The sequence below is a fragment of the Chitinophaga sp. OAE865 genome (assembly GCF_040546735.1).
In the GTDB taxonomy this organism is placed as follows: Bacteria; Bacteroidota; Bacteroidia; order Chitinophagales; family Chitinophagaceae; genus Chitinophaga; species Chitinophaga polysaccharea_A.
On sequence record NZ_JBEPOF010000001.1, the window covers coordinates 335,030 to 360,743 of the forward strand.

21 protein-coding genes are annotated in these 25,714 nt (G+C 40.6%); 1 reads left to right on the plus strand and 20 read right to left on the minus strand.

The window, feature by feature from the left end:
• Positions 1–3: 3 nt before the first annotated feature.
• The 13 genes from ABIE50_RS01395 to ABIE50_RS01455 form a co-directional block, all read right to left on the minus strand.
• Positions 4–1,233: a glycosyltransferase family 4 protein gene (locus ABIE50_RS01395; protein WP_209856693.1), complete on the minus strand. Its 1,230-nt coding sequence runs from the start codon at positions 1,231–1,233 to the stop codon at positions 4–6.
• Complete coding sequence (locus ABIE50_RS01400) at positions 1,230–2,213, minus strand: hypothetical protein (RefSeq protein WP_209856691.1); 984 nt, start codon at positions 2,211–2,213, stop codon at positions 1,230–1,232. Before ABIE50_RS01400 ends, ABIE50_RS01395 begins: the two co-directional genes overlap by 4 nt.
• Entirely contained in the window at positions 2,214–3,233 is a 1,020-nt protein-coding gene (locus tag ABIE50_RS01405) for a hypothetical protein (RefSeq protein WP_209856689.1), read from the minus strand.
• Positions 3,230–4,669, minus strand: coding sequence for a lipopolysaccharide biosynthesis protein (locus tag ABIE50_RS01410; protein WP_209856686.1), 1,440 nt, complete (start codon positions 4,667–4,669; stop codon positions 3,230–3,232). Before ABIE50_RS01410 ends, ABIE50_RS01405 begins: the two co-directional genes overlap by 4 nt.
• An 18-nt stretch (positions 4,670–4,687) precedes the next feature.
• Entirely contained in the window at positions 4,688–5,716 is a 1,029-nt protein-coding gene (locus ABIE50_RS01415) for a hypothetical protein (protein ID WP_209856684.1), read from the minus strand.
• 132 nt (positions 5,717–5,848) lie between these two features.
• Entirely contained in the window at positions 5,849–6,847 is a 999-nt protein-coding gene (locus tag ABIE50_RS01420; protein ID WP_142684855.1) for a hypothetical protein, read from the minus strand.
• Positions 6,848–6,978: 131 nt separating this feature from the next.
• Positions 6,979–7,692 (minus strand): pseudaminic acid cytidylyltransferase, encoded by a 714-nt coding sequence (pseF, locus tag ABIE50_RS01425; protein WP_142684854.1) that lies wholly within the window; start codon positions 7,690–7,692, stop codon positions 6,979–6,981.
• On the minus strand, positions 7,685–8,221 hold the full coding sequence (locus tag ABIE50_RS01430) for a GNAT family N-acetyltransferase (protein WP_142684853.1): 537 nt from the start codon (positions 8,219–8,221) through the stop codon (positions 7,685–7,687). The genes pseF and ABIE50_RS01430 overlap by 8 nt, the downstream gene beginning before the upstream one ends.
• The gene (locus ABIE50_RS01435; RefSeq protein WP_142684852.1) at positions 8,218–9,288 is read right to left on the minus strand and encodes an N-acetylneuraminate synthase family protein; all 1,071 of its coding nucleotides are present in this window, start codon (positions 9,286–9,288) and stop codon (positions 8,218–8,220) included. Before ABIE50_RS01435 ends, ABIE50_RS01430 begins: the two co-directional genes overlap by 4 nt.
• Positions 9,272–10,165, minus strand: a complete 894-nt coding sequence (locus tag ABIE50_RS01440; protein ID WP_142684851.1) for a dTDP-4-dehydrorhamnose reductase family protein — start codon at positions 10,163–10,165, stop codon at positions 9,272–9,274. Before ABIE50_RS01440 ends, ABIE50_RS01435 begins: the two co-directional genes overlap by 17 nt.
• 11 nt (positions 10,166–10,176) lie before the next feature.
• A complete protein-coding gene (gene pseB / locus ABIE50_RS01445; protein WP_142684850.1) occupies positions 10,177–11,193 on the minus strand; it encodes a UDP-N-acetylglucosamine 4,6-dehydratase (inverting) in 1,017 nt (338 codons plus the stop codon).
• 49 nt (positions 11,194–11,242) lie between these two features.
• Positions 11,243–12,295, minus strand: coding sequence for a lipopolysaccharide biosynthesis protein (locus ABIE50_RS01450; RefSeq protein ID WP_142684849.1), 1,053 nt, complete (start codon positions 12,293–12,295; stop codon positions 11,243–11,245).
• Positions 12,296–12,346: 51 nt separating this feature from the next.
• Positions 12,347–14,815 carry an SLBB domain-containing protein gene (locus ABIE50_RS01455; RefSeq protein WP_209856683.1) on the minus strand — a complete coding sequence of 823 codons (2,469 nt, stop codon included), beginning with the start codon at positions 14,813–14,815 and terminating at the stop codon, positions 12,347–12,349.
• A 537-nt stretch (positions 14,816–15,352) separates the two neighbouring features.
• On the opposite strand from ABIE50_RS01455, the gene ABIE50_RS01460 reads away from it, so the two are divergent.
• A complete protein-coding gene (locus ABIE50_RS01460) occupies positions 15,353–15,853 on the plus strand; it encodes an RNA polymerase sigma factor (RefSeq protein ID WP_142684847.1) in 501 nt (166 codons plus the stop codon).
• 55 nt (positions 15,854–15,908) lie between these two features.
• Here the strand turns inward: ABIE50_RS01460 and ABIE50_RS01465 are convergent, their stop codons facing one another.
• From ABIE50_RS01465 to ABIE50_RS01495, 7 genes are all read right to left on the minus strand, one after another.
• Positions 15,909–17,123, minus strand: coding sequence for a sterol desaturase family protein (locus ABIE50_RS01465; protein WP_354027837.1), 1,215 nt, complete (start codon positions 17,121–17,123; stop codon positions 15,909–15,911).
• Between the two features lie 220 nt (positions 17,124–17,343).
• The gene (locus ABIE50_RS01470) at positions 17,344–18,756 is read right to left on the minus strand and encodes an RtcB family protein (RefSeq protein ID WP_209856681.1); all 1,413 of its coding nucleotides are present in this window, start codon (positions 18,754–18,756) and stop codon (positions 17,344–17,346) included.
• Positions 18,757–18,769: 13 nt separating this feature from the next.
• Positions 18,770–19,495, minus strand: coding sequence for a hypothetical protein (locus tag ABIE50_RS01475; RefSeq protein WP_209856679.1), 726 nt, complete (start codon positions 19,493–19,495; stop codon positions 18,770–18,772).
• Positions 19,496–19,598: 103 nt separating this feature from the next.
• Complete coding sequence (locus ABIE50_RS01480) at positions 19,599–20,663, minus strand: AAA family ATPase (protein WP_209856677.1); 1,065 nt, start codon at positions 20,661–20,663, stop codon at positions 19,599–19,601.
• Between the two features lie 931 nt (positions 20,664–21,594).
• Positions 21,595–22,161 carry a DinB family protein gene (locus tag ABIE50_RS01485; RefSeq protein WP_185937166.1) on the minus strand — a complete coding sequence of 189 codons (567 nt, stop codon included), beginning with the start codon at positions 22,159–22,161 and terminating at the stop codon, positions 21,595–21,597.
• Positions 22,162–22,739: 578 nt separating this feature from the next.
• Positions 22,740–23,822, minus strand: coding sequence for a PA0069 family radical SAM protein (locus ABIE50_RS01490; protein ID WP_142684841.1), 1,083 nt, complete (start codon positions 23,820–23,822; stop codon positions 22,740–22,742).
• A gap of 40 nt (positions 23,823–23,862) precedes the next feature.
• A complete protein-coding gene (locus ABIE50_RS01495) occupies positions 23,863–25,644 on the minus strand; it encodes a MutS-related protein (RefSeq protein WP_209856676.1) in 1,782 nt (593 codons plus the stop codon).
• Positions 25,645–25,714 lie beyond the last annotated feature (70 nt).

A 25,714-nucleotide genomic window follows, 5' to 3' on the forward strand; every position in this document is an offset into this window, starting at 1 on the left:
TCTTTATTTTGTCAAAATAGCATTATATAATTGCTGATACCTGGTCGCAACTTTTATAATTTCAAAAGTATTGACAATTTCATCTCTACAATTTCCTGCGTACTCTGCATACCGCACTGAATCAGAAGATAGTAAAATAATACTTTGAATCATTTCTTTAATTTCAAACGGTTTGATAAGAGCCCCAGTAAGACCGGGCTTTATGAGATCCCCTATTCCACCAACATTAAAAGCCACACAAGGCACTCCGCAACTCATTGCTTCCATAATCGTATTTGGCAGGTTCTCACTTTTTGATGTAGAAACAAAAATATCTGCTGCGTTGTAAATGACAGAAAGAGTTATTTCATCTACCACTTTACCCAGAAAAATAATATCTGCATTAAAATTGTCATTTCCTTCAGGCTTATCTCCCCCAAAGACAACCAGTTGAAAATCTTTATGGTTTCGTTTAAGTTCGATTGCCACCTCCTCGAAATAGGCATATCCTTTATTAGGATCTGCAGTAGCACCCGATGCACCAAAAAGAATAATTTTCTTGTTTACAGGAAGGTTTAAGATCTCCCTTGCGATTTCCTTTGGAAAAGGCTTAAACACGGAGGCATTAACACCGTTCGGAATATGTTCTGTGCGATAATGCTGTAGTAATGCACTTTTCCGGGCTTTGTCAAACAACCATTTGCTAGGTGTAACTATCACAATTTTCTGTTGCTGATCGTAAACCTTCTTCTTTCTGTTCCAAATCCGTTTTGTAATATCGTTTGGATCAAGAGACTTCAATAACGGACATTGTCCGCAACCACTCTGATATCGCTCACAATCATATGGAAGGTGACAGCCGCCAGTGAACGCCCAGCTATCATGTAAGGTCCAAATTACCGGTTTTTCGAGTGTCTGAATATTTTTCAGGCTTATAAAACCGTCATTTACCCAGTGTAGATTTAGAATATCCCCCTTCACAGAATGAATAGCACCATTATTCAACCAGTTAACACTAAAATAACTGCTCCTTCCAGAATATCGACGCAGGGGATATCTGTCTATATGGGGACGAACTAATGCCTTTAATTTATTAGTGTAAGTTGGGGGAGTAATTGTTGTTCCTTCGCCGGATGAAATCTGAACAACTAGATGCGAATCAATACCAATCTTTTTAAGCCCGGTATTCAATCTTACTGCAGCCTTTGCGGCCCCTCCATCTTTGTCATATGTGTTGATTTGTGTTACTCTCAAGACACTTTGTTTTTATTAACTAAAGCATTCCATCTTCTTAAAAACGGTAAAGCGTTACACACAACTCGCCCTTTGATGGAATTATAATATGACTCTGCTTCATTGATACATTCCATGACCTCAGTACTGCTAAGAATAGGGTTTCCCATGTAATTATTAAACATCTCTCTTTGCGAGGCATTCATAGACTTATCAGTAACCCTAAATGTCTTTTTCACCTCCTCTATATATTTATTCCCATAAAAGCCCTTGTCTATTTGCAAAGCAAATTCGTATTCAACACTAACTTCATCAAGATAAAAAAAACGGCAATGGGCAGCAAGCGAATAAAAAAGATTTGAACCAATAGTATTACTACTGGTATATTCAAATGATGTGCATAAATGATAAAGCCTGAAAAGGAATTTGGGATCATACATATGTCCAGCTGAAACCACTTCAAATCCGGCCTTCTCAAATGGTATATGATAACCGTGATGATAGTCCTTCCAATAAACGCATATTTTTACGGGTTGAAATTCCGGACCCAACTTCTTTAATTTGGTTATTATATCGGAGAAATCTGGTTTAACTGTAATATGATGACTTGAATGCGACAAAAAGAACAGCGTTCCATTACGTTTGGATGTGGGAAGATCTTTCAACATCTCACAAACATACAAGAATGGCGAATTTCCTTTGATAACTTTCTTAGGTACTGCTTTCAGGTATGCTGGCAGCCGATGTTGAGAGTAATTAAAAATAGTGGGGATCTTAATGTATTTTTCGTAGTCGCTTACTTTATCAGAAAAAACAATACCGTGAGGTATTATCATTTTAAGTGGATAGTCAATGTCAATACCAGCATACAACTTCAGCACTTTATCAAGCCCATAGAAAGCATTCCAGTGACACAACTCGGAAGTTTTTAGTTCTCTGTCTTTACATAAAAGCTCCAGATCATTTTGCTCATCTAATGCCTGTTCCTTGGTATAATACATTTACATTACAATTTTTTTCCTTTTTATTACTATCTGCATCTGATCGTTTGTTTGGGTATAATAACTCACCCACAATACCGAATCTCGTAACACAAGCCCTGGATATCCTGTATCGCCACCCGAAGGAAGTTCTTCAAATGATTTAAAGGTCAAGTTTCTTGGATCAAATTCTGTCAAATATGACTTATAATAATTTTTCATTGATCCGGCAGCAAGTATAAGGTTTCCATTTGGCAATAACACCATATTAGGCCCCCTGACAGGATATTGCAGTTTTGTCCAATCCCACTTGGCAAAAGGATATTTTGATTTGCCAAAATAGGCCCCATTTGCACAGTCATCTCTCAAACACACATATGCTACCGAATCTTCATTAATAACAAGGCTAGCTTCAGATGGACAACCTTTGTTAAAAATATCAGCGCCTTTTACTTCATACCTCAAAAAACCCGAATCTGAACTAAAGAACAAAACCAGTTTAGGCTTTTGTGAACTACCTTTTTTATATAAATATCCAATTGAGTAATTAATATTTTTAAATTTAGTATAACGCCAGAGCCAGTAATCAGTAATTCCAACTGAGTGAGGCTTTCCTATGCCGGTTTTATTTAACTTCCAAACAAAATTATATTTCTTATCCAAAGTATCTCTTGCAAACCCTGCCAAAGACAACTTTCCTTCATTGTCAACAAAAAATTTCGGATCTCTTAAATCTAAGTAAGGAACCGAAACTGTCCCAATGGTGTTCCATGATAGACCATCAGGAGAAATTAGTATTCTAAAAATGCCGTCATAACTGGTATGACTACTTCCTTCCCGAAAAGCGCAGTAAAATTGATTCTCAAACTGCGTTAAGTCGGTGAATGCACTATGCACTCCTTTTTTACTCCAGATGACCTTTAACAGATCAGCGTTTGGGTCCACTGGTATTACAGGATTCTCTAAGCCATTTTCTTTCTTACAACCAAATAATACTAAGGCACAAAATATAACTTGGGCTAAAACAAAATTATGTTTCATATATTTCTAGGTTGGGATATAGATTCCCTATAGGTAAATAAACTAATCAAAATTAAAGCACTGCCGGCAAACAAGTTATAAAGCATTAGGTATCCAGCAGCATTGTAGTAAAAATAGTAATAAAACAACACAATAGTTAATGCAACGGATGCTGGTAAAAAAGATTTTTTCATTGGATACTTTATGTCATATTTAATTTCAAAATAATACGACAATAAAAACTGTGAAAATTTAAGCACCACTAGTGCAGCTGCAATACCTAACAATTCAAATCTGACAGCCACTATTTTTAAAAAAGCGTAGACGAGAATCATACTGACAGTGTTTATAATGGGCAATAGCCTGGTTTTCTTTTCAAAAAATATGTTAAAAGAATAGACTATGTAATAGGCCCTTCCCACCGAGGCTAGTAGTAATAGTGGAATGTACAAGACAGCACCTTGATAGGATGAACTTGTAATTAGCTTGAGAAACGGGGACATGAAAATAAAAATCAACCCCATCAAGACAAATTCAGCTAATAATAATATATCAAAATATCGACCAACATATGTTTGTTTTCCATCCTGCAGGAAACCTTCAGAAGACAGTAGCTTATTATAAATCATCGGTGTTACTGCGTTCCATATAGAGAGGAGTATAATTTCGACGGGGGCAATCAGCGTTCGTGCGAGATTATAAATTCCCAGTTCAGAAAGAGAATAAGTACTGTTAATAAAAAAACGATCCATGGTATCGGATATGTTTCCTATTATATTATACAGCACTACTGGCGCTGAATAAATAAACAGCGCCTTGATGATGTCTTTATCGAATTTAAACTTAATGGAATATTGCCTGGCAAACCATATAAAGAGAATGATCATGGACAGGAAAAGTCCAACAAAACGCCCCCGCACATTTCCGGTAGCTCCGGCATTCATCAATACAACTCCAGTTACAATACCGGCAATTGATAGGAAAAAAGGGACTATTGTAATTATAATCGCGGCCTTGAGATCTTCCTTAATTCTAAAATACTGGAGCAATAGCTGGTTAAATGATAGAGAAATACTGCTTCCTAAAACAAAATAGCCATATTTTTTGAGCGAAAGATTTCCTCTGAATACATATTCAAATACTCTTTCACCAAACAAAGAGAGTACTAGGAATAATATTGCAATAATCAAAAATGAGGAGAAAAAAGTATTCATCAATAAATCTATCTCCTTTCCTTTCGCCTTATAATCATTAAAAAATCTAAAGATCGCTGTATTAAAACCAAAAACGACAAAGAGTATAAAATAATTCTCTGCAATATAAGCCAAACCTACAACACCATAATCTGTGGTAGTTAAATGCCGGGTATATAATGGCAATAATAAGAATGAAGCAATTAATGGTACAAACCCCAGAATTGTATAAACGGATACTGCTTTAATAAGCTTAAAATTCATCTGTTTCTAATCCTTCTTTTATTTTTTTTTGAAGTTGGCCACTCTAATTTCACTCTTACCGTTATTAATTGCATAATAGCTTATATAATAGCGATTAGCCCTTTGAACGATTCCGGGATATCCTGTTTCCTGGGCATCCGTTAGTGTAATACTTTTCAATTTCTTGTTTTTATTCAGGTCATATAACCAAACCTTCGTTTGTCCGTCTATCCGCCCTGCTACCAATAAAGTATCTTGTCCCTCAGGAAGTATATTAGGTCCGCCAATGCCTTTTATGGGCAACTCTTTCCATGCTGAGGTATCACTGTCGCCAGCACCAATGAGAGAGGGCCCTGTTTCCCGACGGATTATAACAAATGGATTTCCTTTGTTATTGAATTTAATTGTTCCTTCGGTTGGAATATCAGGCAAATCATAGTTCTTTTCAATATTCATATTGTTCAGGCTGGAGCCGGAAAGGAGAAATATTTTTGATTTGCTGTCTGTATAAAATTGATAGGCAAGACCATAGTACTTCCCATTATAATAAGTAGGTCGCCATAACCAAAGTCTGTTGCCCTTAACATCAGGCAGATTAAATTTAACAGGGGATGACCATTTTCCAGACGCGTCCAGACTTATATAATAATTATCTGCATCTATACTAGATGGAGATTTATAAGATTTCATACCAAAGGTTGTAATAAATAGACCAGGCTTACTTCCGGTAGGAATAATCAGAAACTTTGGATCGCGAAAATCAGTTCCTTCGTTATGGATTTTTTGCTGGACTTTCCAACTATTTCCATTCTTACTTTTCATAATTACCAGATAACTATTTTTTAATGCTTCTGGAGAAACTACATGTACTGGTGCTTCACGGAAAACCAGATAAAAATACCCTTTATAATAGGTAAGATCTGTAAAAGCACAGTGCTGATCTGAACTATACGCTATCACAGTTGATACTTTCCCGAAAGTACTATCTTGTGCACGGCCGTTGGTTGTCCTCAATAGTAAACAAATAGCTATTGCCAGGAACATTACATTTTTAATGCATCTTTTCATAAAGAAAAAGTTAAAGAACGGTTAACTATTAAATCATTACTTAGTGAAACGGTTTCCTAATCTTTACACTAGCAAAAAAACGGCCGAAAAATGAAAGTATTCTCGGAAGTTAGTTTTTTCTGGTGAGAGTCATTATCCGGTGATTTTATAAGAACAAAGATAAATAGCATATTGGCCAGATTTAACCCTAGTATAATACGATATATATAACTTATTATTGTGATAAAATAGCCCGGGATAACCTGTATCTTTTTCAGATGGTAAATCTGTCAATTTAACTAATTTCTTCTCAGCTTCATCCAGCTTATATAAGGAAGTCCGTATTGTCGGGTCATAAGTTCGACCTGCAACATAAATGCTACCAGCGATATTTATTATACTGGGAGATTCAAGGATAATATTAAAGCTGCTCCAGGCGATGCTATCATAGGGGAATTGGGATATGCCCAACCAGGTTTTCCTATCATCGCAATCTCTCCTCGCAAAAATCATCATTGTATCGTTATACTTAAATAAAAAGGAAGCCTCGGTTGGACAGCCTTTGCCAGCGATATTTCTTCTTACAAGTTGAAACTTTGGAAATGTTGGTTTACGGGCTGAGTAAAGAGACATCTCGCTGGAAGTACGGGCAGGATTAAATCCATAGGCAATTGAATATAAAACTTGCCCATTTCTTCTTATGCTCCATAACCAATCATCTGAAACATCAGTGAAGACAGCATTTCCCCACTTATGCACAGAACTATCGTAGTGCCATATCAGGTTATCCAGCTTTGTGTTTTTTGCCCCAGCATTAATTAATAGTTCATCATCTAAGCCTATCAAAAACTTAGGATCCCTCAAATCACTACCCGGGATAACTAAAATCGTATCTGTGGTCCAATGTACCGCATCTGCTGAAACTAAAACACGGAGCTTGCCATCGTTTGTAGAATGTCCTGTACCTTCCCTAAAAACACAATACCAATTATCATGAAACTTGATAATATCCGTAAATGCCAAATAGTTACTTGCAGACCATATAGTTCTTATTTCCAATTTCGTCATATCAATCTCAAGATCCGAGCCGGACTTTCTACAACCTTGAAACAGGATTATAATAGCAAAAACTACCAACAACGAGCGCATCATAGAAGGGGATATTAGCGATTATTAGATAGCAGACCTAACATCTTTAAATGTTTAATAACATCGAATCTTAAAATAATTTCAAATCGGAGTTTCGGAAGCACAACTAATTAAACCATCATACCATAAAATCACTACTGTTGCGGTGCTATAGAATTCTGCGAAGTTCTCAATTGATACTTCAATTCGGCCAACCGCCAATCACTTAAATTGTCTATATCCTGCGCTTCCATATCATCCAGCAGTATCCCTCCAACCTTACCCAACATGTAATTCCCCGTTTCCCGGAACTTGTTAATTTCGAAAAAATAAAACTGACCAGCATCATGATAAGCAATTGGAAGATCCTGGGATCTTGCATTCAGATTCTCGGGCCAGATCATTGACAAATCACCTTCTTCATTTTGTTTCAGGGCTCTCCAGATGGGGTAACTGAAACTCAGAATCGGAATAACACAAGTTAAATCGCTTTGTATAAGCTTATTGTAAGCTCGTTTTAATACCTCTCCATTAACTAAAGGGGCACAGGGATATATACAACAAGCATATTCGAACTCCCTTCCCTCCCCGGCATAATCCTCAATTACTTCTGTAAGAACTGCAGCCGTAGTAGCATAGTCATTCGAATTCAATTCACTTCTGCGGAAAGGAACTTTCGCTCCATACTGCAAAGCTACTTCCGCTATTTTATCGTCGTCGGTTGAAACCATTACGTCATCAAACAACCCACTTTCTATTGCGGCCTTAATAGAATAGGCAATAATAGGTTTACCTAAAAAATCCTTTATATTTTTGCCTGGAATTCTTTTACTTCCACCTCTGGCAGTTATTATAGCAACATTAGCCATTCAAATACTCGTTTCTTAATAATGAAATGATAAATGAATTGTAGTACCTTCCATCTTCATAACAGTTCTCACGCAATATACCATCCTTTTTAAATCCGAATTCTTCAGTAAAGAATTTAATCTTTTTTTCATCAAATTCGTACAACTCCATCCAGATCTTATTAAGATTCAAGTTCTTAAATCCATAATCAATCAGCAATTGCGCAGCATCTTTTGCCAATCCTTCATTGTCTATATATTTTTCCCCATCACCTATATAGAATGAAAAATCTGCTGACCTTGTTATCCAGCTTATATACAATAATCCACAAGCTCCAATTGGAGCACTATCCACTAAGCTTTCTATGATAAACATATAATCGTTCTGACTAGACATAGTGCGATTGTACCAGCCTTCCTGGTTAAACATGGATAGTTCCCTATGTTCCCTGAAGTTTCTTCTGAAAGAAGGGATATTCCTCCAATCTCTCAGCAATACCAAGTCCTCGCGTTCAACGGCTCTCAATCCCGTTTTAGATCCAATTATCATAAAATGTCATTTAATGCAATATGCTCACCTTGTTGAAGATCTCTGTTTAAAACTTTTCCATGCAGTTTATCCGCCTGATAAGGTTTAAAAGCATCTTCCGGACATGGTCTAAGCGCGTCAAACATTTCTGCGGTCAAAACTGTTCCTTTTTCAATCTTATTCTTAGCACGTAAGCTGCGTTGCTGTACAATGCGGGATTGTTGCTCATTAGGCTCAATTCTTTTCACCCCATCGCCAAGTGAATGGAAGATTTCATTGGAAAGGTCCACCATTTGCCGCCAGGTAACAGGATTCATTGCAAATTTATGGTCAGGTCCAGTTCTTTCATTATCATCAGTAAAATGTTTCTCTATTATTCTTGCCCCCAATGCAACAGCCCCTGCTGTGGTTGCCGCCCCCAATGTATGATCAGAAAGGCCTAACAAAACATCCGGATACTTTAATGCAAAAGTTTTCAATACATTCAAGTTTACATACTTATATTTATCCGGATCAACAGTGTAATTGGTGTTACATTGCATCAGGCAAATATCAACATTACATGATTGCAGAATTGCCATTGCCCTTTCGACATCCTCCATGTCCGCTGCTCCTGAAGCAATCAAAACCGGTTTTCCCTTGCTACCAATATGCCGGATAATTTCCGGCCATGTAATATCACCCGAGCCTATTTTATATACGTTAACATAGGGGTCAATATGGTCCACAGACTCAAAATCATAAGGGCTGGTAAAGTATTCTATTCCAACTTCATCACACTTGCTTTTCAATACAGGTGTCCAGTCCTGGCTAATGCTTGCGTCTTCATATACTTCATACACACTTTTTTTCCATCCACTTTGATGGGAAAGTTTCCCTTGAAGATTCTCAAAACCGAACTTACTAACAATTTTAGACGCTTTAAAATTCTGGAACTTAGCGGCATCTGCACCAGCTTCCTTTGCAAGTTCAATCAGTTTTAACGCTCTTTCGATACTGCCATCATGATTAGCCCCAATATCTGCAATAAAATAAGGGAGGTGATTGTAACCAATTGTTCTGTTACCGATTTTAAAGTCGTTGATCATGCAAATGCCTTTTAAAATGTGTATAAAGTAAGTTTAAATCTGTTTGTATGTCTGGTATGTTAAACTCTTGCAGAGAAGCTGCTTTTTCAACCGACAAAGTAGTATTAAATGGTCGCCTGATTGTACACGATTCTTCCATTCGGGCTTCCTGTACCAGTGAAGAAGGAAATCCTCCTAAATCAGCTATTTTTTTGATAAAATCATATTTGGATAGCCCAGTTCTACATCCTAGATTCAGCAACCCAGTTATTTTACTTTCCAGCAACGTCGAGATTATTTGTGCCAACGTGCCTACATACAACGGATTAAAAAAAACATTGGAATAACCCTGAATTTGCTTGCCAGCCTGCAAGTTTTTCCACGCCCATTCAAATAGCGAATTACCTAGCGGATCTTTAAATCCAAAAATATTATTTCTCAGCACGAGCGAAGAGTGGCAGGAGTTCAAAAATGCCTCTTCACCCAATGCTTTAGTAAATGCATAATAGTTCAATGGATCTACATAATCTTCCTCCTTATAATTTCCCTTTGTTCCATTAAAAACAGAATCGGTAGAAATATATAGACTCCTTTCGATGAAGGCACATTGGCAGATGACTCTTCCTGCTTGCACGTGAAGCTTATAGGTGTAATCCTTATCACTTTCACAGGAATTCAAATTTACGTTTGCGGCACAATGAACGACATGCGAAGGACGCAGTTCTTCCAACAATGACCGAAAACCAGCGATATCAGACAAATCGCAAATCAATTGATTCGGATTATTAGCAGTCCTTCCTACTGAATAAACGGTATAACGGTCATTATTCAAAAGTTCCTTCACCACGTATCTTCCCAGCATACCAGATGCACCAGTAATCAAAATTTTCTTAGTCAAACCATTTTATTTTACGCTTCAAAAGTTGGATCTACATGGTCTTTCACCAAAGCTCTGATTTCTTCAACAGAGAGCCATTCTGTATTTTGCCCGGAATTATACTGAAAACCTTCTTCTACCTTAACCGCATTAAATTGTTTAATAAAATCATTCAAATCCCATCTTGCCACCTGTGGAAGAATAGCATAATAAGTACCTAGATCATAAGTAGTGTAAGAGTCGGACGATGTAATCATCTCTTCGTGAATTTTCTCACCAGGACGTATACCAATAACTTCCTTTTTACATTCAGGGCCAATTGCCTCTGCGACATCCGTAACTTTATACGATGGAATCTTTGGCACAAATAGTTCTCCTCCCCATGCAGTTTCCAAAGCATGCAAGACCATTTGGACCCCTTCATCCAGAGATATATTAAAGCGGGTCATTTTCTCATCAGTAATCGGCAATGCACCTTCTTTTCTCTTCTTGAGGAAGAAAGGAATAACCGAACCGTTTGATCCCATCACGTTGCCATATCTAACCACAGAAAATTTAATAGGGTTATAACCTCGAATATTATTTGCTGCAATAAAAAGCTTATCCGAAGCCAGCTTGGTTGCGCCATACAGGTTAATTGGAGCTGCAGCTTTATCCGTAGACAGGGCGACCACTTTTTCAACTTCGGTTTCAAGGCAGGCGTTGATGATGTTTTCCGCCCCAATAATATTGGTCTTAATACATTCGCTGGGATTATACTCGGCAATTGGTACATGTTTCATTGCTGCAGCATGTATCACATAATCAATTCCTTTTAACGCTCGCTTTACCCTCTCAAAATCCCTAACATCGCCGATAAAAAAACGTATCATTGGGTATTGGCTGATAGGATAATCCTGTGCCATCTGAAATTGCTTCTGCTCATCCCTTGAAAATATCACCAACCTTCTAATATTGGGCCATTTCTTCAAGACCGTTTTTGTGAAGGCTTTTCCAAACGATCCAGTTCCTCCGGTTATCAGTATACTTTTGTTATTTAAATCCAGCATATGAATATGATTTTTGCAATCGTAAATTTTTGACAGTACAGTTCTCGGGTCATCCCAATATATCTCTATAGGTTTTTCTCAGAATAAGCGAGGCGATAACTAAAACTCCTCCTATTAATCCACCAAATACGATGCCTTTTAATTTGCCTAATCGTATCTTTTCAAGTGGGAGTATAGGAGAATCTACTACCTGTATCACAGGTGTTTCCTGCGCCATTGCTATTTTACTGAGTTCAAGATTTTTAACAACTTCTGCATACATTGTTTGCAGTATAAATTTATCCCGCATGGCAAATTCAGCTGAAACACCAGCTGCCAACTTAGCCGGGTTTTGGTTAATATCCTGAATACTGGCAGCAGAATAAGTTTTGCGATTCAATAAAATTTCAATTGAGTCTGCTTGCAACTGAAGTTTATCCACACTAATTTGATTTCTCCGGGTCTTCGTGTCTATGTAAAAATCGGTAGCTTCTTTCACCAGCACTTCTGCGAAATGTTTAGAAAACACCTCATGCTTAGATATACACTGCACAGATATGAAATTGAGTTTTTTGTCAGGACGTGTAACCTGAAGATTCCCTTTGATAATTCGTTTAAAAAGATCCTGCAAAATACTATCTTGTTGGCGACTAAAAGTCCGATGATCTGCATTCAATGGAAAGAAGACATTCTCTAAGCCTTTGCCTTTCCACGATTCCCTCAATTTATTAAACCCGATATAGCATTCAGCCATTGTCATTTCCTTACCTTCAACAATTATACTTGAAAGTAATGTACTTTGAATCATCATTCTGGATTTCAGGAATTCGAGTATATTGTCTCCCTGAAACAGGCCATTACCTGCACCACCACCACTAAGATCTATTCCAAATTGACTTGCAAGGCCCGAATAAGCGCCTAACAAACTAGATTGATTACCTTCTTCCAGCACAAAAGTTAATTCACCTTTGTATTTGGGATCTGTATTTAACGAAATCGTAAGGCCCAGAGCCCCACCAATTAAGCCAACTATTATTATTAGAAGCTTTTTGCTCCACAAAAATTTAATCCATTCCTCGACCTTCAGGAGCAGATTTCTTAGGGAAGTATCATCGTTTTGCAAGGGCCAGTCGTTTTTATTTTACGCAAAAAATAAACATAGTTAAACAATTTTCTACTTAACTCTCGTGAGAATAGTTACAATAATTAACGCAAGTGAAGCTATGCCACTACTTAATCCAATTATCTCCTGACCTGTCAGACCTTTCCGGTCCTTTTTACTCGGAATATATACTTCGGACCCTGGTTTCACCCTGGGATACCTATTAAAGAACAATACCTTCCTGGTACTTTTCACCTCACCGTTAGGATAAACAACGTAGCTACGTCTCTTCAAAGCTGAAGATGTATATCCCCCAGCACCTCTTATATAATCTCTGAAAGCATATCCGTTATCGTAACGAATCTTCTTGGGAAAATAAACTTCTCCAAACATCTGAACCGTCTGTAGCCTCTTCGGTATTTTCAGCACATCTCCCTCTTCTAACAGAATATCGTACTTTGATCCGGGTTTCTTAACAACATCATCCAGGTTAATACCAAGCAACTGGTATTTTCGTTCAATCATATTTTTAACACTGGTAATGCTTGAGCTATCCTCCAACTTATTATAAAATAATTCTAATTTATTGTTCAACAAAGCGCTATCTGAACTATTGATGTAAGTCCTCCGAAGCAGCACGGCTCCTTCAGGGAAAGCCTCTGGTTTAAGTCCACCAGATCTTCTGATCAGATCTGAAATATGCTCTCCTTTATTAACAATAGTATACTGCCCGGGATATACCACCTCTCCCTCAACAGAAATATTAGCCTGCTCGCTATAGGCTGGTGATTTGCGGATAATAATCTCATCAAACGGCTCCAATAATACCTGCTCTCCTGCAATGCTGCTCAGATCTGCATTAATATCGAACTGCCTTATGATCGCTTTGGCACTATCCTTACTATTATAATCTCCTTTTCTTATTCTTCTTGATACCTCCACATGCTTTAAAGAAGCTGCATCCCTAAGCCCGCCGGCAAGCAATACAAGATCCTCCAGCCGCATACTATCTGCATATGGGAATGCGCCGGGCCTGTTTACCTCACCCCCAATAGTAACTAAATACTGCTGCCTCAGATCCAGTTTAGAAAACACAATCACGCTGTCTTCCTTCTTAACCGCAATATTGGATCGTCCGTTGATAACATCCTGCACATTAAAACTGATAATTGCAGGTGTGAAGTCATCCTGCAAACGACGTATAATACCACGATTCAATGAAGCTTCTTCCCTTACTCCGTCCGCCTTCTTAATCAGATCAGCCACCGTCATTCCCTGCTCCATCCCGTAATTTCCTGGATGGAAAACAGCACCACTGATAGTTACACGGTTACTAAATCGGTTCAAAATAGAATCTACAAAAAACTGATCACCGGATTTAAGCTTAAATGTAGCAATCTGATCGGCAGGTACATTAATTACTTCCCTCTCTTTACTATTGATACGGTATCCGGTTATATTGTCTTTAAAAGATCCGTCTGTATATCCCCCTGCGTAATCCAGTATATTCTGTAACGTCTCATTGTCCTTAGCCTCAAATATTGCCGGGCGCTTTACTTCCCCTATTAATTCAACCCTCGTTTTATAGGGGTTTACCTTAACAATGTCCTGATCCTGTAATACAATATTATTGGTAAGATCTCCCTTTGTAAGAAAATCGTACAAGTCAAACGTAGTGGCGATGCTACCATTACGGATAACCTGGATGTTCCGGAATGAGCCATTATCGTCTGGTCCCCCCGATACATATAATGCGTTAGCTACTGTTGCCAGCGATGGTAGTGTATAGGTGCCGGGCTGTTGAATCTCTCCTATCAATAATACCCTTATGCTCCGGATGTTGCCCAACGATACCTGTACAAAGGTTTTACCACTGGAGATAGTTGAATATATAGATGATAATTGCTTGGTAATCCTGGTTTTAGCCTCATCCATTGTCAATCCGTTCACATACACCGGCCCGAGATTTGGAATACGGATATACCCTTCCGAAGTAACAGTTAATTTATATTGCACCTCTGAATAACCATACACATCAATCATCACCTGATCATCCGCTGCCAGCTTATAATTGGAAGGAGTAGGTATTCGTAGGTTGGGTTCAAACGTCAGGTTCTTATTAGTAAACAACTCGGCCCCAAATATTTTCTTCCTTTTTATGTCAGATGTATTTGCATTTTGCCGGAACAAATCAACACTGCTGGTATCAGAATCATTAAATGATCTACCCGAATATTGAGTGTCTTGTTGAAACATTTCATTACTCTTCTTTTTTTCCAGTGACTTGTCCAGTCCCATTGCCTGTATCCTCGTCTTCAGCTTCTCTGCCTCACTTGCCGGCACACCCTTCTGCTCTGCATATGAATCAATATCATCCATAGACATGTTATTCTGCTTCATTTCAGCCACAATCCGCCTGATCTGATCATCTGATAAATTATCTACGTTTACTTGCTTTATCTGAGCCGGGGACGGCACCTGTGCCATTACACAAAACCCTATAAACAGGAACAGTTGGACCAGCAATAATTTTTTTAACATGTATAATAGGATCTAAAACTTTCTCGAATACCTTTTTGGAAAACAACTTCACCAGCAAAATCGACAGACTTTGCCAAATAAGGTGCAAATCTATTAAAAATACCATATAAATGTTAGTTCCGGCAGAATTCCTAACACTTTTAACCTGAAATCCTTATGAGCTGTCTGATAAACGTTTAAACATTTTATTAAGCATCGGACACAACCTACTGCAAATTTATTTCCAGCTTTCTCCTACTTTCTAATTTTAAGTTATTTATAATATGTAAATATTATTAATGCAATAGGAAAATCTATTTTCCCATCATTTACGTTAATTATAGTGAGAGTCACCTGTGTTTACCTGTTATATAAAATTTGGATCACTACTTAAACTACCACCTGTTTTATCGATCTAAGTACTGGTATACGACAAACTGCTTGAGAATCAATTGAAAACAACGGAGAAAATCATGTATTAACCGCCTTCTGGCATCCTTAGAAAACGTCTTTTACCCCCTTTTCTGTTTAAATTAGTTATGGCAAAACTTAAACATTATGTCATCTGTTGAATTTAACACCTTGCTTATCGGAAATGCTGATTTCCTGAAACCCTTTGCTTTTACCCTCACCAAAGACACCGAACAGGCAAAAGATCTTTACCAGGAAACCCTTTTCAGAGCCCTGTCCAACCGGGAAAAATACCTGGAAGGCACAAACATCCGCGCATGGCTGTTCACCATCATGCGAAACATCTTTATAAATCATTACCGGAAAAAACTGAAACATCGCACTGTCGCAGAACCCAGCGCCAGCGAATTTTTCATAAACCACCAGCAGAATATAGTCAGCAATAAAGCGGCCTCTAACTTACAGATGAAAGATATCCATATAGCAGTATATCACCTGCCGGGCATCTTCAAAAAACCCTTTATGCTCTACTATGAAGGTTACAAATACTTCGAAATTGCAAATATGCTGAAGGAACCACTAGGCACTATCAAAAGCAGGATACATTTTGCCCGGAAGATCCTCAAATCACAGGTTCCCAGGCAATAATCCCTTTACAATAAAAATACTCACTATTATCCGGCCCGAAGCCGGACCAGCACTGCTATGAACGGTAATAACCATATACCAGCCGCAGGTAATGTTCCCTCAGGTGCGACTGGAAATAAAAAGCAGTGATCATAATTATAGCGGCTGCACAGAGGAACGCAGGATGAGGCCAAACATAATAACCGGCCAGGCATAACACCAGGTAACGCGCATACTCCAGGTAAAACACCCATTTCTTCTGCTCCATAATAGCGCCGCAGTTGATCAGCGTAAGCAGGATCAGCAGGGTAACGCATACCTGTATAAATACCGGAACATAATGCTCCAGCAACAGGAAAGAAAATAATAAAACCAACGTGGCCACTATCTGCCACAACACATAATTAAACAGCTTAGGCGCCTCCGTTACATGATTGCGTAACAGGAACTTCTTTTCCAGGATGGCCCTTGCACCGGGATCCACATTATCCGGCTTCCCGAAAACAACACGTAATTTATTCCTCCACCCCTTCGCCTGCCGGGCGGAATACAACATCTCCAGGATAAAATGAAAATGCTGCCACAAAAAGCTATTGCTCTCCAGCGGTTTGGTGAGGCCATACACCGGCTCCTCCTCTTCTTTCACAAAAGTGCCAAATAACTTATCCCATATTATAAATACGTCTCCGTAATTCTTATCAAGATACTGCGGGTTGCTGGCATGATGCACCCTGTGATGCGATGGCGTTACCAATATGTATTCCAGTATTCCAAGCTTACCTATTGTGCGCGTGTGAATAAAGAAAGGATACAGCCCATGCACCAGCAACATACTGGTAATCATAGCAGGAGGGAAACCGATCACCGGAAGTATAGCCCAGAAACCCGTACGTATAAACGCCTGGAACACGGTAATCCGCGCAGATACCGTGTAATTGAACTCCTCACTCTGGTGATGCACCACATGCGCACACCAGAAAACGGTAACTTCATGCGCCAGCCGGTGATACCAGTACCAGATGAAATCCGTACAGATCAGCAATGCCACCCACAGCAATACACTGGCCTTAATATCAAAAACAGCAAAGTGCCGGTACAGGTAATCATACACAAAATAAAAAAGCCCTACTGTGAACGTATCCAGCAGACGCTCCGCGATACCTATACTCAGATTGGTAATGGAATCATTAAACTTGAAATAAGTTTTTCCGTTCTTCCGCGCCACCAGGTATTCTAACCCAATAAAAGTCAGGAAAAAAGGAACTGCCAATGCCAGGTAGTTTAAATGCACTTGTTATAATTTTAAAATCCGGAATCCAAATAGTAAGACATAGGCTATTACACGGTGCCAGCCCATGCATAGGTTTATCGGTAATAACTGGTGGTGGTAAATCAATACAATGATAAACAATAAAATCTAATTATCCTACTATTTTAATAGACTAATAAAAACAGAAGGCGGAAAACAGCTTTCGCCGCTCTCCGCCCCTGCGTCATTGCATATATTTTTGTTAGTCTTCCGGAGGCCCGCCGTCAGCCATTCTTACCACTTTGGGTACAAAACGGCCAATCACATCTACAAGTGATGTTTGCGCCTGCATCACAGTATCGATGTTCTTATACGCTCCCGGCGCTTCGTCCAATCCACCGCCAATAAGCGTTACGCCATGTTCCTGTAACTGCTGCCTTAACACGGCTTCAGTGATAGATGCCTTCGCCTTTGTGCGCGACATTAATCTTCCGGCGCCATGCGAAGCGGATTGCAAACTCCCCTCTTCACCCTTACCACGTACAATAAATCCCGGCGCCGTCATGGAGCCCGGGATAACACCCAGCACGCCTTTTCCCGCAGGTGTGGCGCCCTTCCGGTGCACAATCACTTCCTTCCCCTGGTATATTTCCTTCCAGGCAAAGTTGTGATGGTTCTCCACCCTGGCCAGCAAAGCAGCTCCCGTAGCATTGATCAGCCGCTTATGGATCAGGTGATGACAGGCAGACGCATAATCGCCTGCCAGGTTCATAGCCAGCCAGTACTCCTGCCCTTCTGCTGTATCCAGGTCAAGGTAAGCCAGGTGCTTTGCATGCTCCGGTAACGGGCAGATCTCCTTTGCAACCTGTGTGTAGTGCCCGGCTATCTGGGCCCCCATTCCACGTGAACCTGAATGGGATAATAATGCCACATATTCACCAGGCGCTAACTGCCATTCATTCTGCGGATCTGTGATAGTTGCAATCCCCCATTCCACGAAATGGTTACCTGAACCGGAAGTCCCAAGTTGCCCGGCAGCCTTATCAAACAGGTTTTTAACAAACCGGATCTCTTTGAACTCCTTTCTTTCCAGCACCGGGTCTTCTTCCCTTTTCTTCCACTCCGCACCGGCGCCGAATTTGGTGAAGGTCATCAGTTGCTGCTTATACGATGTTTCGTTGATCAGCAACGACTGCACCGGCAAATCTAATATACTCAAACACATACGGCAACCTATATCCACACCTACTCCATACGGGATCACTGCATTATCTGCCGCTAATACGCCACCAATCGGTAATCCGTAACCCTGGTGGGCATCCGGCATCAACGAACCAGCCACAGCAACAGGCAACCGCACCGCATTATTTAATTGCTTCACAGCTCCCTCTTCTATATATGACTCCCCATAAACAGCATAAGGCACCGGGGTTTCCCGCAGGGCAATAACTGCCGGAGCCGCAGGCACCAGCAAACCTTCAGCGATTCCACCCAATATCGCATCGTCTTTATATGCAGCAGGATCTGCCAGCACTTTCTTTAATAACTCAATTGCTTCTTCTTCTGTGTAATGAGCAAAATGCTGCTCAATAACATCCATGGCTACACGAATAACGGGGCTTTGAGGGTAACCAATGTCCAGTAATGTTTTACCACTGATTTTTAAATTTGACATAAAGGGTTAATTTTTATTCGTACCACTCCTCCTGCAGCAGTTGCTGCAGGGTATATTTCTTAAATGGATCTTTTCTTTCGGGTAACCATCTTCTCCGGCTCGATTGCTGGCTCCTGGTGACCTTCCATATCCTGTGTTCCATCTGATGACGCTTCAGGTAATTATCCAGCTGATCAATGGCCGAACACAGCTCCGGCGCTACCACACGTTGCCTGGTGACCATATTCGGGCGTACCTGCAATACAAACCGCCAGGGTTCTTTTACAACAAAATACTTTATCTGGTCAATACCATTTTTACAGTAACGGATCCGTTCTTCAAAACAATTCACCTCTTTTGGGGTAAGCTTCATTTTTTTAAAGAAATACTCCGTTGGTTGTAATAAATGCTGTTCTCTTAACACATGTATCTTTCTCCCTCTCCTTCTCTTTTTCACCTTAAAATCTTTACGGTGACTATAATCATATGTGTTAATCTTCTTCAGCAGTTCCCGGAAAAAATCACCGTCCCTGCTTCTTGCCACATCTTCACGTAAAACAAAGCAGCGTATATAACCTTTCATGACCGGTGGGGTGAGCTCTGTATATCCCCTGTTCCGCCACGCCAGCCACAACTCCTTTCGCTTCCTGTTGTATTGCAATAATTGCCTGTCGCGTTGTTTAAGCGCATCGCGCTTTCTTCTTCTGCCTGTTCTTATCCTTGAGGCAGCTATATAATTTTCGATCTCCTGATTGTCCATAATCAGTCATTAAATACTCAATAATGTTGTTTACATCCCTGATATATATGGACAATTGATTCCTTTTCATTTTTTTGTTTTTGTTAAGATGAACAAATAGTACTTACGCGATTTCTTCCAGCACTTCCCTTCTGAAACCGATCACATGTTGCCTGGCTTCAAATGATGGCTCATGCTGATTAGCGATCTCTGCAACGGTCATGGGTTTGCTGATAACAGTTTCGAAACCCATATGCTTTGACAGCGCCTGCGCTTTGGCTACCGGTAGCCGTTTGAACTCATACTTTGCGATCAGCCTGCCTTTGCGCAGCAACGCATTGTCGATAGCTGATAAGTCGCTGTTGAAGGAACAAACCAGCTGTATATTCAAACAATCTGCCAGCAATCCGTCTGACAGGTTCAACAGGTTGGAAACAGATGAATTCCCTGAAAATTTGCGGTCCATGATAACGTTCTCCGCATCTTCAATGATCACCACACAATTGGGATTATCTATCAGCAGTTCCATGAACTCCGGGTTCATAATGTTGTTCGCCAGGTCCGGTGAAACAAAAAGCACCCGCTTCTTTATTCTTCCTATCAGGTATCGCAGGTAGGTGGTTTTGCCTGTTCCCGGCAGGCCATGCAGCAATACAATACCTTTATCTTTATCTTTCTTCAGCCGCTGTTGTATCACTTTATCTATCTCCTTAAAATCATCCTCATAAAACATACCTATATCCAGTTTGGTACGTTTTATTTCCAGGCTTTTCAGTTCCAATCCTTTGCGCCCGCTGGTGATAAGATTGATCTCATGCGGCTCTCTCCGCTGTTTCTCTTTATAACGTGTAACCATTTCCGTTACCTCCGATATAAATGCAGGAACAGCTCCATTATGCAATATTTCGCACCAGGATTGCCAGAAGGCCACCACACTGTTGTTATTCAATACAAACAGCGTCTGGTTATGTTTATACTTCTTCTTTTTGTTATCGTAATCAGTATAACGGTGTGTGTTAACTATCATACTTTCATACTTCTTCATAAAAGCGGCAGCGGCTTTGTCGCCGTCTACTTCATAAATGTTGCTGATATCCGGGATAGCATTAAAATTAACAGTATACACTCCTTTCGGATCAAAATGTTCTCCATCTGTGATATCTATGTTGTTATTCACTATATGCTTCATATTTTTCTCGTCGCTTTATTGTGATGATGCCCTGATGATAAAGATTTCCCGGGACCAGGCCGGGCCCGGGTAAATCGTATTTATCATGGGGTAAATTACAGGTTATCCTTCTGATAACCTGATGATAAGGGGTTAAAAATGCAAACAGAGACGAAAAAAAATATCTTAAAAAGGAGATGAAAGCGGAGCAGGATTACTCCGCCTGCCTGTTTTTATGTACCTCCTCAAATTTTCTTTATACTGCCGCATAAAAAAACCCGGTCTGTTTAATACGGACCGGGTTTTATAACGTTAACGTATACACTACGTTGTTACATACCTTGTCCGTTTAGCATTAATTGAATTAATGCTATCCCTAAACCATTTACTGCGGCGGATCTGTGTCCGTTCTGTCATTCCCGGTAAATTCATTATTCCGATAAATCGATAACAAAAAAGCCCGGATCCAAGGACCCGGGCTTCAGTTACAGTTACAAATATTTTTAATCTACCTGTAAACATAAAACGCCCGGAACCCACTACCATCTTGCGCGAAGCAGGATGTTGGATTGTCCATATGTAGATTAATGCGTTTCATGTTTATAAGTTTCTTTTATTATCAATTTTAACGATGCAAAGATAACAGGATATATTTTGATTAAGCAAATTTTTAACAAAATATTTTCGACTTTTTTATTTATGATTCCTGAACAGTATTTTCTGATTTTCGAAATCTGAGGCTGCATCAATGACCTGTAGCAGTTTTCTGCTGTTACGCAAATGATTGGCGATTCGTTTTTACCAGGAAAAGAATCATGTGTCACTTATAAAAATGCTGCTGTGTATATCACATCATCTACTCTATAACCCTACTAAAAAGCCGGAAGCAATTAAACTTCCGGCTGTAGTATGATCAGGATTAACAAAAACAGATGGTGGTGGTCGACCTAAGTTATATTAACACCGCGCTTTCTTCAAATTCCTTCTGAAGACGCTGCATCTGGCGGATATGCCGCTCAATATGCTTGGTGAGGAAATAGATGTATTGATAGATGTCCAGTTTACCCAACTGGTTTACAGACATATTGGTAAATACCAGCACTCCTTCCCCGTTTTTCAGCAAAGACAGGTTATACATGCACTGTGCATACTGTTGCTTCAGGAGGGCTTTTATTTCCTGCATATTTTTAAGACCGGTAGGTTCCATATGTTCAGGTCTTACCCAACCAAAGGACTTACTGCCAATGACGTCTATCTGCTCAAATTTATCACGATAATCTCCGGGGACTATCACGGTATGGCCGGTTTTCTTACGTTCCAGCGCACGGCGGGTGCTTTTATTGATGATCAGCAACAGGAAATAATTGGTAAGCGTTATATGCTCCAATACCTCTCTTATGCTCCATTGATCACGATCCGGTTTGAAGTCCAGCAATGCAGGTTCTTTTTCAAACCACTGATCCAACTCCCTGAAATTGGTGAGTAAAGCCTCTCTTACAACTTGAATAACGTTTCTCATCATCTAACGTTTTTTGGGATTATGCACTTTTCTTTTTGCTAATCAAACGGGTTAGCGCATAACATCATTGAATAAATATTTTATTTGCCATTTTTATGCCGGATTTGTCCATAAAAAAACCCGGCCGTATTTACGGACCGGGTTAAATAATGTAGAGGAGTTATCTCACATTACCGCATACCTTGTCCGTATGGCTTTTTTAAGGCAAAGCCATTCCGTTTACGCCATGAGGCGTATTTTTTTTGCATTACAGTTATCGCTTGAAATTCTTTCAATGTCGTCATTTCATTACTGCTTCAAAGCAAAAAGTCCCACACTTTATCTAGTGCGGGACTTTTGTTTATATCGTTTGATAACTTTTCTCTCGTTAACAATCGGTGCAACACGCCCGCATTCTGGCCTTGACCTGCTTTTGTTCGCAGGCCATCGCTGAAATTTTGTATGTTGATATAAGTTGCACAGTTATTTTTATTCTTAAAGCAAAGGTAATTTTTATTTTTTTTATTACACAAAAAAACACCCTACTTTTTTCCTAGACTTAACAATTAGTTTAAAGTGCAACCGAATATCATTGAAAATCAGAATAGACTTAGTTGGGAATTTGGCCGCCGGAAGGCTTCTGTATTGAATTCGAAGCGTTCCTGGTTCAAGCCGTTCTTTTTTGTGTGAATCTTAAACTGCTGCCTGATCAGGTCTGCAATGTTGCCTTCCCCCCTCATCCTCCGTCCAAAATCGCTGTCGTTCACCTTTCCGCCATGCATGCTTTCTATATGATGCCATACTTTATCCGCCCGGTCGGGGAAGTTTTTGTAAAGCCAGTCGTTGAAAATGATCTTCACCGCATCATTGAGCCTTACCACCGTATACCCCGCATATTTGGCGCCGTTGGCCGCCGCAGTTTCCAACAGGCGGGGCACTTCATGGTCATTAAGCCCCGGGATAAGCGGAGCGGTCATAACCCCAACGGGTATACCGAGATCACTCAGCTCCTTTACTACCTTAAACCGCTGCGCCGCGGTAGCTGTACGTGGCTCCATTTTCTGCCGCAACTCCTCCTGCAGGGTGGTAATAGAAACATATACGCAAACCAGGTTATCCTGGGCCAGCTGCTGTAACAGGTAACGGTCTCTCAATACCAGTGAGTTCTTGGTGATGATGCCTACCGGCTGTTTGTATTCCAGTGCCACCTCCAGCAACTGCCGGGTGAGCCACATTTTTCGCTCTACCGGCTGGTAGCAGTCTGTATTCCCCGAAAGGGAGATCGGCTTGGGATCCCATTTCTTATTGTCCAGGAACTTGCGCAACAGCTCGGGGGCATTATGCTTTACTATAATCTTTCTTTCAAAATCAAGACCGGCGCTTAAACCCCAGTACTGATGGGAATTACGGGCATAACAATAAATACAGCCATGCTCACAGCCCTGGTAAGGGTTCATAGAATACCACATCCCTACATCGGGACTATCCACCTTATTAACCAGGTTCTTGGCATGTTCCTCAAACACCTGCGTAGGCACATCCGCCTGCCACCATTCATCAATACCTTCGGCATGCTCCTGCGCATATTCGTCTGCCAGGTACTTATTCCTGGGATTAATCTGTGCTCCGCGCCCTTTATAATATGGATTCTCCGGTGCGCCCTCCTGGAATGGCAAAGTCATACACTAAATATTTTAGTAAAAATACTAAAATATTTAGGATTTAAATAATTTCCATTTGTTTCATCAGGAAAGTTGCATTCTTATTCCTGGCAATGCCTTCCCGGATGCGGTAATCAAAGAATAGATGGTTGTCCTGTATGGTGCTTTCAAAACAGTAATTCCTGATCTGCCCGGGATAAGCGGCTTCCAGTTGTCCCAGCTCCAGGTCGTGCGTGGCAATCATACCCAGGCAGTCATACTGCAGGAAGTGCTCTATCAGGCTGCGTGAGCCGGATAGCTTATCCTCAGAATTGGTGCCTTTGAGAATTTCATCTAACAAAATAAATACCCGCGCACCGGTTTTCAGATGCCGGATAATATGCTGCAACCTCAACAACTCCGCCTGGAAATAAGAGGTATGACTGGCAATGGAGTCTTTGATACGCATGGAGGTCATGATGCGCATGGGGCTGAATACAAAACGGGATGCACACACGGGCCCGCCGCACATAGCCATCAAAAGATTGGCCCCCACGCTCCGCAGGAAAGTACTTTTGCCCGACATATTAGAGCCCGTAATGATCAGGAAATGATCCTTCCTTCCGACAGCCCCGTCGTTCGTTACGCATTCACCTGCGGGGATCAGCGGGTGCCCCAGCGCCTCCGCTTCCAGGATGCGTCCTTCTGCCTGTGGCGATGGCCAGGAAAATTCCGGGTGGTTGAATGCGTAAGTGGCAAGGCTGTTCCAAACTTCCAACTGGGTGATCACATCAAACCAGCCGGTAATGTGCTGTTTATGTTGTTCCTTCCAGCGCTCCAAACGCAGAATACAGTGCAGGTCGTACAGTGCGAGGGAATTAAGTGCCAGTCCTACTAATAGGTTCAGCCGCTGGTCAAAGGCATTGCAGATCTTCGAGAGCTGCCGCAATGCTACATCTGCTTCTTTTGCTTTTTCCTGTTGCTGATGCAATAAGGCGGATTTGCCAAAACTGCCGGTTTTTATAAGATGTAATAAAACAGAGAACTTATCCAGTATCCGTTCTTTATGGGAAATAAGTACATACTGCGCCATGATCTTTTTCTGACTGCTGCCAAGGAGCAGCCAGTTCAACATGATCAATATCAATAACAGGGAATACCTTCCGGTGGTGGCGTAAAGTATAATAGAACCTGCTACCAGTAAGGGACTTAGCCAGATGACCAGCTTTATAAACCTGTTGTGCAAAAAATGAAACGGCATATCCAGCCATGCACTGATCTCACGCCGGTCGCTTTCTTCCTCCTTTGCCAGTATGGCATTGGCCGTAAGTTGCTGCCTGAACTCCACTTCGGGGGTCAGTACCTGTAACGCCTCCTGTGTGGCCAGTATAGCCTGGGTATCTTCCAAAGGGTTCTTCAACGCCGTTGCCAGCTGCCGCCGGCCCGATAAAGTACCCGTGCGGTTGATATGCTGAAAAATGGAAGCCGGCCCGAAAACATCCAGGTCGCTGCTGAAATCATGTTTATCATCTATAAACTCATTGCCCTCATCGAAGGCCGACTGCCCCGTGGTTACCAGCGCCAGCTCCTTTTCATTCAGCTCCAGCAGGGATTTATACAGTTGTAATTTTTGCAGCGCTTTGGAATACCATAACAGGAATACCATAAATGCGATCATACCGGCAACTGTAAGCAGCAACCACTGGGCCTGCCAGCCATTCCTGAAAAAAAATACCACGCCGGCTACCATCCCGAGAAAACTGGCCAGCCGCGCCCACGACAGGCCGGCGGTTAAACGCTTCTCTTTTTTTATCGCTTCCTGGAACTGCCCGATCCGCTGCCGGTATATATCTGCTGGTATCATCTGTCTGCTGTTTATAACTAAAAAAATCAGGGATTTTATGGTATATGTTCGCAATATATTGAACATAAGC

Excerpts from the sequence above, each read along its gene's own strand:
- ABIE50_RS01470 (WP_209856681.1), bottom strand. The coding sequence starts at position 18,756 with ATGTCAAATTTAAAAATCAGTGGTAAAACATTACTGGACATTGGTTAC.
- ABIE50_RS01475 (WP_209856679.1), bottom strand. The coding sequence starts at position 19,495 with ATGGACAATCAGGAGATCGAAAATTATATAGCTGCCTCAAGGATAAGA.
- ABIE50_RS01485 (WP_185937166.1), bottom strand. The coding sequence starts at position 22,161 with ATGAGAAACGTTATTCAAGTTGTAAGAGAGGCTTTACTCACCAATTTC.
- ABIE50_RS01420 (WP_142684855.1), bottom strand. The coding sequence starts at position 6,847 with ATGATGCGCTCGTTGTTGGTAGTTTTTGCTATTATAATCCTGTTTCAA.
- ABIE50_RS01460 (WP_142684847.1), top strand. The coding sequence starts at position 15,353 with ATGTCATCTGTTGAATTTAACACCTTGCTTATCGGAAATGCTGATTTC.
- ABIE50_RS01430 (WP_142684853.1), bottom strand. The coding sequence starts at position 8,221 with ATGATAATTGGATCTAAAACGGGATTGAGAGCCGTTGAACGCGAGGAC.
- pseB (WP_142684850.1), bottom strand. The coding sequence starts at position 11,193 with ATGCTGGATTTAAATAACAAAAGTATACTGATAACCGGAGGAACTGGA.
- ABIE50_RS01455 (WP_209856683.1), bottom strand. The coding sequence starts at position 14,815 with ATGTTAAAAAAATTATTGCTGGTCCAACTGTTCCTGTTTATAGGGTTT.
- ABIE50_RS01490 (WP_142684841.1), bottom strand. The coding sequence starts at position 23,822 with ATGACTTTGCCATTCCAGGAGGGCGCACCGGAGAATCCATATTATAAA.
- ABIE50_RS01435 (WP_142684852.1), bottom strand. The coding sequence starts at position 9,288 with ATGATCAACGACTTTAAAATCGGTAACAGAACAATTGGTTACAATCAC.
- ABIE50_RS01405 (WP_209856689.1), bottom strand. The coding sequence starts at position 3,233 with ATGAAACATAATTTTGTTTTAGCCCAAGTTATATTTTGTGCCTTAGTA.
- ABIE50_RS01480 (WP_209856677.1), bottom strand. The coding sequence starts at position 20,663 with ATGAAGCATATAGTGAATAACAACATAGATATCACAGATGGAGAACAT.
- ABIE50_RS01400 (WP_209856691.1), bottom strand. The coding sequence starts at position 2,213 with ATGTATTATACCAAGGAACAGGCATTAGATGAGCAAAATGATCTGGAG.
- ABIE50_RS01495 (WP_209856676.1), bottom strand. The coding sequence starts at position 25,644 with ATGATACCAGCAGATATATACCGGCAGCGGATCGGGCAGTTCCAGGAA.
- ABIE50_RS01415 (WP_209856684.1), bottom strand. The coding sequence starts at position 5,716 with ATGAAAAGATGCATTAAAAATGTAATGTTCCTGGCAATAGCTATTTGT.
- ABIE50_RS01410 (WP_209856686.1), bottom strand. The coding sequence starts at position 4,669 with ATGAATTTTAAGCTTATTAAAGCAGTATCCGTTTATACAATTCTGGGG.
- pseF (WP_142684854.1), bottom strand. The coding sequence starts at position 7,692 with ATGGCTAATGTTGCTATAATAACTGCCAGAGGTGGAAGTAAAAGAATT.